This is a genomic window from Pseudomonas sp. Root329 (assembly GCF_001424925.1).
GTDB lineage: Bacteria > Pseudomonadota > Gammaproteobacteria > Pseudomonadales > Pseudomonadaceae > Aquipseudomonas > Aquipseudomonas arabinosi.
Genome location: NZ_LMCV01000038.1, coordinates 19,979 through 27,501, shown reverse-complemented (window position 1 = coordinate 27,501; position 7,523 = coordinate 19,979). Strand labels below are relative to the sequence as shown.

The following is a 7,523-nucleotide window of genomic DNA, read 5'->3' as shown; positions in this document are numbered from 1 at the left end:
CAGACGCCGGATAGATGAAAGCAAGCCAAACACGCATCAAAAACAGTATTGCAGAAAAGGGGGTAACCATAGATGTGGGAGCGGGCTTGCTCGCGAAGCTTTTAGTGCTTGAACATCACATGCCGAACGACGGTGTAGTCCTCCAGCCCGTACATGGACATGTCCTTGCCATAACCGGACAGTTTCTGACCGCCGTGCGGCATTTCGCTGACCAGCATGAAGTGCGTATTCACCCAGGTGCAGCCGTACTGCAAGCGTGCGGACAAGCGATGCGCACGACCGACGTCCGAGGTCCAGACCGACGACGCCAGGCCGTAGTTCGAATCGTTGGCCCAGCCCAGCACCTGTGCTTCATCGGCGAATTTGGTCACCGACACCACCGGCCCGAACACTTCACGACGGACGATTTCGTCGTCCTGCTGCGCGTCGGCCAACACAGTCGGTTCGAAGAAGAAGCCGTTGCCTTCCACAGCTTTGCCGCCGGTGATCAATCGGATATGCGGCTGCGCCACAGCACGCTCGACAAACCCGGCCACACGGTCGCGATGTTGCGCGGTGATCAACGGGCCGAGCTCGGTCGACGGATCGTCCTGCAAACCGTACTTGATGCTGCTGACCGCTTCGCCGAGCTTCTCGACGAATTTGTCGTAGATGCCTTCCTGCGCGTAGATGCGGCAGGCGGCGGTGCAGTCCTGGCCGGCATTGTAGAAGCCGAAGGTGCGAATGCCTTCCACGGCTGCATCGATGTCGGCGTCGTCGAAGATGATCACCGGGGCCTTGCCGCCCAGTTCCATGTGCATGCGTTTGACGCTGTCGGCGGTGCTGGAAATGATGTTCGAACCGGTGGCAATCGAGCCGGTCAACGAGACCATGCGCACTTTCGGGTGTGTGACCAGCGGGCTACCGACCGTAGGCCCACGACCGAACACCAGGTTAAGCACACCGGCCGGGAAAATATCCGACGCCAGTTCCGCCAGACGCAGCGCGGTCAGCGGGGTTTGTTCCGACGGCTTGAGCACCACGGTATTACCCGCCGCGAGCGCCGGGGCGATTTTCCAGGCGACCATCATCAGCGGGTAGTTCCACGGTGCGATGGACGCGATTACGCCGACCGGGTCGCGGCGGATCATCGAGGTGTGGCCGTGCAGGTATTCACCGCCCGCCGAACCGCTCATGCAACGGCTGGCGCCGGCGAAAAAACGGAACACGTCGGCAATCGCCGGGATCTCGTCGTTCAGCGCGGCGCTGTAAGGCTTGCCGCAGTTGTCCGATTCCAGTTTGGCCAGCTCTTCGCCGTGGGCTTCAATGGCGTCGGCGAGTTTGAGCAGCAGCAGAGAGCGTTCTTTCGGCGTGGTTTGCGACCAGCCTTCGAAGGCGCTGTCGGCGGCACGCACGGCGGCATCGACCTGGGCTTCACTGGCTTCGTTGATTTCCACCAACACACGACCGAGGGCCGGATTGAACACCGGTTGGGCGGGGCCTTCGCCGTCGATCAGTTGGCCATTGATCAAGAGTTTGGTTTGCATGGCTTTGTCCTCTTCGGAACTGTTGTTTTTCCTCTGTGGGAACCGGCTCAAATGTGGGAGCGGGCTTGCTCGCGAAAGCGGTGTATCAGGCAACATCAATGTTGAATGTGATGGCCCCTTCGCGAGCAAGCCCGCTCCCACTTTAGAGTCGGTTCCTACAGGGAGTAGTCGTTGTTCGTTATTTCCCGCCACTGCCCGCAACGCTTTCGCCGCCACGGGTCAGGTAATAGGCGCCGAGGATCGGCAGCATGGTCACCATCATCACCAGCATCGCGACGACGTTGGTCACCGGCACGTCCCGTGGGCGGCTGAGCTGGTTGAGCAGCCACAGCGGCAGGGTGCGTTCATGGCCGGCGGTGAAGGTGGTGACGATGATTTCGTCGAACGACAGGGCAAACGCCAACATGCCGCCGGCCAGCAACGCCGAGCCGAGGTTCGGCAGGACGATGTAGCGAAAGGTCTGCCAGCCGTCGGCGCCGAGGTCCATCGAAGCCTCGATCAAACTGTGCGAAGTGCGACGCAAGCGGGCGATGACGTTGTTGTAAACAATCACCACACAGAAGGTCGCGTGGCCGACGATGATGGTGAACATTCCCGGCTCGATCCCCAGCGTCTTGAAGGTCGCCAGCAACGCGATACCGGTGATGATCCCCGGCAGGGCAATCGGCAGGATCAGCATCAGGGAAATGCCTTGCTTGCCGAAGAAATCCCGGCGGTACAACGCCGCCGATGCGAGTGTGCCGAGGACCAGCGCAATCAACGTCGCGACGGAGGCGATTTGCAGCGACAGCTTGATTGCTTCCAGCACGTCAGGACGCGAGAACGCCACGCCGATCCACTTCAAGGTGAAGCCCTTGGGCGGAAAACTGAACGCTGCGTCTTCGGTGTTGAAGGCGTACAGGAAGATGATCAGGATCGGAAAGTGCAGAAACACCAACCCGCCCCAGGCGGCGATGCGCAGGCCGAGCGAGGCTTTCTCGCCGTGCGTTTCTGGTGTTTGTTTTTTCGCATCAGAGCGCATCGAAGGCCCCCAGTCGTTTCACGATAGTCAGGTAAATGGCGATCAACACAATCGGCACCAACGTGAACGCCGCGGCCATCGGCATGTTGCCGATCGCGCCTTGCTGGGCGTACACCATGCTGCCGACGAAGTAGCCCGGCGGGCCCACCAGTTGCGGCACGATGAAGTCGCCCAGGGTCAGTGAAAAGGTGAAGATCGAACCGGCCGCGATGCCTGGAATCGACAGCGGCAGCGTCACTTGCATGAAGGTCTGGCGTGGCTTGGCACCGAGGTCGGCCGAAGCTTGCAGCAAGGACGGCGGCAGACGTTCCAGCGAGGCCTGGATCGGCAGGATCATGAACGGCAGCCAGATGTAGACGAACACCATGAAGCGCCCCAGGTGCGAGGTCGACAAGGTGCTGCCGCCGACGCCCGGAATGCCCAGAATGAACTGCAAAACCGGCTCAAGCCCCAGGTGTTGAACGAACCACTGCGCCACGCCGCCCTTGGCCAGCAGCAAGGTCCAGGCATACGCCTTGACGATGTAACTGGCCCACATCGGCATCATCACCGCGATGTAGAAAAACGCCTTGGTTTTGCCGGTGGTGTAGCGCGCCATGTAGTAGGCGATCGGGAACGCGACGATGGCGCTGGCGATCGACACGACGATGGCCATGCTCAAGGTGCGCAGGATGATGTCGAAGTTCGACGGCTGGAACAGGGCAGCGAAGTTCGCCAGGGTCAGGTCGGGCGTGACCGCCATGGTGAAGTCATCGAAGGTGTAGAAACCTTGCCATAGCAGAACCAGCAGCGAACCGAGGTAGATCGCGCCGAACCACAGCAGCGGCGGCACCAGCAGCAGTGACAGGTAAAAGTTCGGCCGGCGATACAGCAGGTTGGAAAACCTGCGCAACGGCGAGCCGCTGGCCGGGGTTTGAGGGAGAGCCACGCTGTTCATCTCACACCCCACCGACAGCGTTGTCGTGCAGCGGGATCATCGCTTCCCGTGCCCAGCGTGCGCTGATGCGTTGGCCGGTCTGATGTTGCGCGCTGACGTCCAGCCACTGGACGTTGGCCTGGCTGATGTTCAGGGTCTGGCCGTTTTCAAGTTTCAGTTCATAGCGGGTGGCGCTGCCTTGGTACTGAATGTCGTGGAGCAAACCGCTGACTTCGATTTCATGGCTGGCCAGCGGCCCTTCGGCGAAACGCACGTGTTCCGGGCGAATCGAAAACGGCTGTGGATTGCCGCTCAATTGTTTCGCCAGGTCACCGCGAATCACGTTGGAGGTGCCGACGAATTCCGCCACAAACGTTGTAGCCGGTTTCATGTAGAGGTTGCGCGGCGTGTCGACCTGCTCGATGCGTCCCTTGTTGAACACCGCCACACGATCCGACATCGACAGCGCTTCGGTCTGGTCGTGGGTGACGAAGATGAAGGTGATGCCGAGCTGGCGTTGCAGCTTCTTCAATTCACCCTGCATTTGCTCGCGCAGCTTCAAGTCGAGCGCGCCCAACGGTTCATCGAGCAGCAGCACGCGCGGGCGATTGACCAGGGCGCGGGCCAGGGCTACACGCTGGCGCTGACCGCCGGACAGCTGCACCGGTTTACGCTCGCCGTAACCGCCGAGGGCGACCATGTCGAGGGCTTCTTCGGCGCGTTTCTGGCGTTCGGTTTTGCCGACGCCTTTGACTTTCAAACCGTAGGCGACGTTGTCGAGTACGTTCATGTGTGGGAACAGCGCGTAATCCTGGAACACGGTGTTCACGTCACGCTGATACGGCGGCAGCCCGGCGGCTTCTTCGCCGTGAATACGGATAGAGCCCGCACTCGGTTGTTCGAAACCGGCGATCAGGCGCAGACAGGTGGTTTTGCCCGAGCCGGAAGGGCCCAGCATGGAAAAGAACTCGCCGTCCTGGATATCGATGGAAACCCGGTCAACGGCCTTCACTTCGCCGAACTGACGGGAAACGTTGGTGAACTGGACTGCAAGCGTCATGGTGCGGTGCTCCAAAAAGGCGAGGGCTGTCACAGCAGCCCTGCCTGGACGTCTGAAAAACTGAAACTTAATGAACAACGTCGTAGCAGCTGTCGAGGTACGAGGCTGCGTCGGGCTGCGCAGCGGCCCCGAGGGCGGTCCTGCGGACACGCAACGCAGCCTCGTGCCTCGGCAGCTGCTACGGTGGGCTTAACGACCACCCATGATCGCGATGTAGTCCTGGGTCCAGCGGCTGTACGGCACGAACTTGCCGCCCTCAGCCTGCGGGGTTTTCCAGAAGGCCAGGTTGTCGAATTGGTCGTAACCGTTGGTCTTGCAACCTTCGGCGCCGAGCAATTCGCTCTCCTTGCACCCGGCCGGAACCGAAGGCAACGAACCGAACCATGCCGCCAGGTCACCCTGGACTTTCGGTTGCAGCGACCAGTCCATCCACTTGTAGGCGCAGTTCGGGTGCTTGGCTTCGGCGTGGAGCATGGTGGTGTCGGCCCAACCCGTTGCACCTTCTTTTGGAATGACCGAGGCAACCGGCTGCTTGTCCGCCACCAGGCCGTTGACCATGTAACCCCAGGTGCTGGACGCCGCCACGCCTTCGTTTTTGACGTCACTCATCTGGACCGTTGCGTCATGCCAGTAGCGGTGGATCAAGGGCTGTTGCTTGCGAAGCAGGTCCAGCGCCGCTTTGTATTGCGCTTCGTTGAGCTGGTACGGGTCTTTGATGCCCAGTTCCGGCTGTTTCGATTTGAGATAAAGCGCTGCATCGGCGATGTAGATCGGGCCGTCGTAGGCCTGGACCCGACCCTTGTTGGACTTGCCGTCCGGCAGGGTCTGTTCTTCGAACACCACACTCCAGCTGTCCGGCGCTGTTTTGAAGATATTGGTGTTGTACATCAACACGTTCGGGCCCCATTGGTACGGGGTGCCGTAGGTTTGCTTATTGACGACGTACCACGGGCCATCCTTGAGGCGAGGGTCAATGTTCTTCCAGTTCGGGATCAACGCCGTGTTGATCGGCTGCACACGCTTGCCGGCGATCAACCGCAGGGAGGCATCGCCGGATGCAGTCACCAGGTCGTAACCACCCTTGGACATCAGGCTGACCATCTCATCGGAAGTGGCGGCTGTCTTGACGTTGACCTTGCAGCCGGTTTCCTTTTCGAAGCCGGTGACCCAGTCGTAGGCCTTGTCGCTTTCGCCACGTTCGATGTAGCCAGGCCAGGCCACAATATCCAGCTGACCTTCGCCGGCACCGACGGCTTTCAGCGGTTCGGCGGCCTGGATACTGGCACTGGCCAGCAGCGCGGTGGTGATTGCACTGAGCAGTGCGGTCTTGTGCACGAACATGGGGTTTCCCTCTTCTTTAATTATGGTCGGGGCAGTTTTGAACGTGGTGAAGCATGCCGTTAGCGGCTTGTTATAAGCGTAGTCAGAGATGCTGTCCGTGGCGGGCCATGATGTGCCGCACCACGCTGTAGTCCTGGAGCGAGTCGCTGGATAAGTCTTTGCCGTAGCCCGAACGCTTCAGGCCGCCGTGGGGCATTTCGCTGACCAGCATGAAATGGCTGTTGATCCAGGTGCAGCCGTATTGCAAGCGCGCCGCGACCTGCATCGCCTTGTCCAGGTTCTGGGTCCAGACCGAGGAGGCGAGGCCGTATTCCGAGTCGTTGGCCCAGTCCACGGCTTGTTCGAGCTGATCGAAACGGGTCACGGTGACCACCGGCCCGAACACTTCGCGCTGGACGATTTCATCGCTCTGCTTGCAACCGGCCAGCAACGTCGGCTGGTAATAGAAGCCCGCACCGGAATGCACCGCCGCGCCGGTCACCCGCTCGATGTGCGGCTGGCCGAGGGCGCGCTCGACGAAACTGGCTACGCGGTCACGTTGGCGGGTGCTGATCAGCGGGCCGATCTCGTTGTCGGCGTCGCGCTTGCCGGCAAAGCGCAGGCTGCTGACCGCTGCACCGAGTTCGGCCACCAAGCGATCATGAATCCCGGCCTGTGCATAAATTCGGCAGGCCGCGGTGCAATCCTGGCCGGCGTTGTAATAGCCGTAAGTGCGCACGCCTTCGACCACGGCTTGAATGTCCGCATCGTTGCAGACGATCACCGGGGCCTTGCCGCCGAGTTCGAGGTGCGTGCGTTTCAGGGTTTTCGCCGCGGCCTGGAGGATTTTTTGCCCGGTGACGATATCGCCGGTCAACGACACCATGCGCACTTTAGGGTGGCTGACCAAATGGCTGCCGACGCCTTCACCGCCACCGCAAATGATGTTGATCACACCGCGCGGCAGGATTTCGGCCAGCGCTGGCGCCAGGGCCAGAATCGACAGCGGCGTGTGTTCGGACGGCTTGAACACCAGCGTGTTGCCGGCGGCCAGGGCCGGGGCGATTTTCCACGCGGCCATCATGATCGGGTAGTTCCACGGTGCAATCGAGGCGACCACACCAATCGGATCGCGACGAACCATGCTGGTGTAACCCGGCAGGTATTCGCCGCTGAGCTGACCTGTCTGACAACGCACGGCGCCAGCAAAGAAGCGGAACACATCGACCGTCGCACTCAAGTCATCCTGACGCGCCAGGTGCAACGGCTTGCCGCAGTTCAGGGCTTCGAGGCGGGCGAGGAGGTCGGCTTGTTTTTCGATGGCGTTGGCGATGTCCAACAGCGTGTTCGAGCGTTGTTGCGGCGTGGTCCGCGACCAACCGGCAAAGGCGCGGTGGGCGGCGAGAATGGCGGCTTCGACTTGCTCGGTACTGGCTTCGGCGATGTGGGTCAGCACTTCCCCGGTGGCCGGGTTGAGGATTGGTTCGACAACCCCCTGGCCCGCGACCAATTCGCCATCGATCAACAACGCGGTGAACAACGGGGTCTGCGCGCCAGCCATTTTTCGGGTTCTCTTTTCTTGTGTGGCCATGCTGCTCCCTGTGACTGGGGCGCGACCGTCTTATAGATGTACCAAGACTAGGCGCCGCACCCGAGGTCGACAAATACTAAATACTGAAG

The 7,523-nt window shown here is 60.9% G+C and carries 6 protein-coding genes; all 6 read right to left on the bottom strand.

Annotated features, from left to right (window positions below; genetic code table 11):
* Positions 1-101 precede the first annotated feature (101 nt).
* Complete coding sequence (locus ASC74_RS25115; RefSeq protein ID WP_056744956.1) at positions 102-1,526, bottom strand: gamma-aminobutyraldehyde dehydrogenase; 1,425 nt, start codon at positions 1,524-1,526, stop codon at positions 102-104.
* Positions 1,527-1,704: 178 nt separating this feature from the next.
* Complete coding sequence (locus ASC74_RS25110) at positions 1,705-2,547, bottom strand: ABC transporter permease (RefSeq protein WP_056744954.1); 843 nt, start codon at positions 2,545-2,547, stop codon at positions 1,705-1,707.
* Positions 2,537-3,484 (bottom strand): ABC transporter permease, encoded by a 948-nt coding sequence (locus ASC74_RS25105; RefSeq protein WP_056744952.1) that lies wholly within the window; start codon positions 3,482-3,484, stop codon positions 2,537-2,539. Before ASC74_RS25105 ends, ASC74_RS25110 begins: the two co-directional genes overlap by 11 nt.
* 1 nt (position 3,485) lies before the next feature.
* Positions 3,486-4,523: an ABC transporter ATP-binding protein gene (locus ASC74_RS25100; RefSeq protein ID WP_033056377.1), complete on the bottom strand. Its 1,038-nt coding sequence runs from the start codon at positions 4,521-4,523 to the stop codon at positions 3,486-3,488.
* Positions 4,524-4,712: 189 nt separating this feature from the next.
* Complete coding sequence (gene ydcS, locus ASC74_RS25095) at positions 4,713-5,864, bottom strand: putative ABC transporter substrate-binding protein YdcS (RefSeq protein ID WP_046048176.1); 1,152 nt, start codon at positions 5,862-5,864, stop codon at positions 4,713-4,715.
* 82 nt (positions 5,865-5,946) lie between these two features.
* The gene (locus tag ASC74_RS25090) at positions 5,947-7,404 is read right to left on the bottom strand and encodes a gamma-aminobutyraldehyde dehydrogenase (RefSeq protein WP_056744950.1); all 1,458 of its coding nucleotides are present in this window, start codon (positions 7,402-7,404) and stop codon (positions 5,947-5,949) included.
* Positions 7,405-7,523: the final 119 nt, after the last annotated feature.

What these genes read in the sequence shown, in the direction of transcription:
- ASC74_RS25105 (WP_056744952.1), bottom strand. Translation starts at nt 3,484, where the DNA reads ATGAACAGCGTGGCTCTCCCTCAAACCCCGGCCAGCGGCTCGCCGTTG.
- ASC74_RS25110 (WP_056744954.1), bottom strand. Translation starts at nt 2,547, where the DNA reads ATGCGCTCTGATGCGAAAAAACAAACACCAGAAACGCACGGCGAGAAA.
- ASC74_RS25100 (WP_033056377.1), bottom strand. Translation starts at nt 4,523, where the DNA reads ATGACGCTTGCAGTCCAGTTCACCAACGTTTCCCGTCAGTTCGGCGAA.
- ydcS (WP_046048176.1), bottom strand. Translation starts at nt 5,864, where the DNA reads ATGTTCGTGCACAAGACCGCACTGCTCAGTGCAATCACCACCGCGCTG.
- ASC74_RS25090 (WP_056744950.1), bottom strand. Translation starts at nt 7,404, where the DNA reads ATGGCTGGCGCGCAGACCCCGTTGTTCACCGCGTTGTTGATCGATGGC.
- ASC74_RS25115 (WP_056744956.1), bottom strand. Translation starts at nt 1,526, where the DNA reads ATGCAAACCAAACTCTTGATCAATGGCCAACTGATCGACGGCGAAGGC.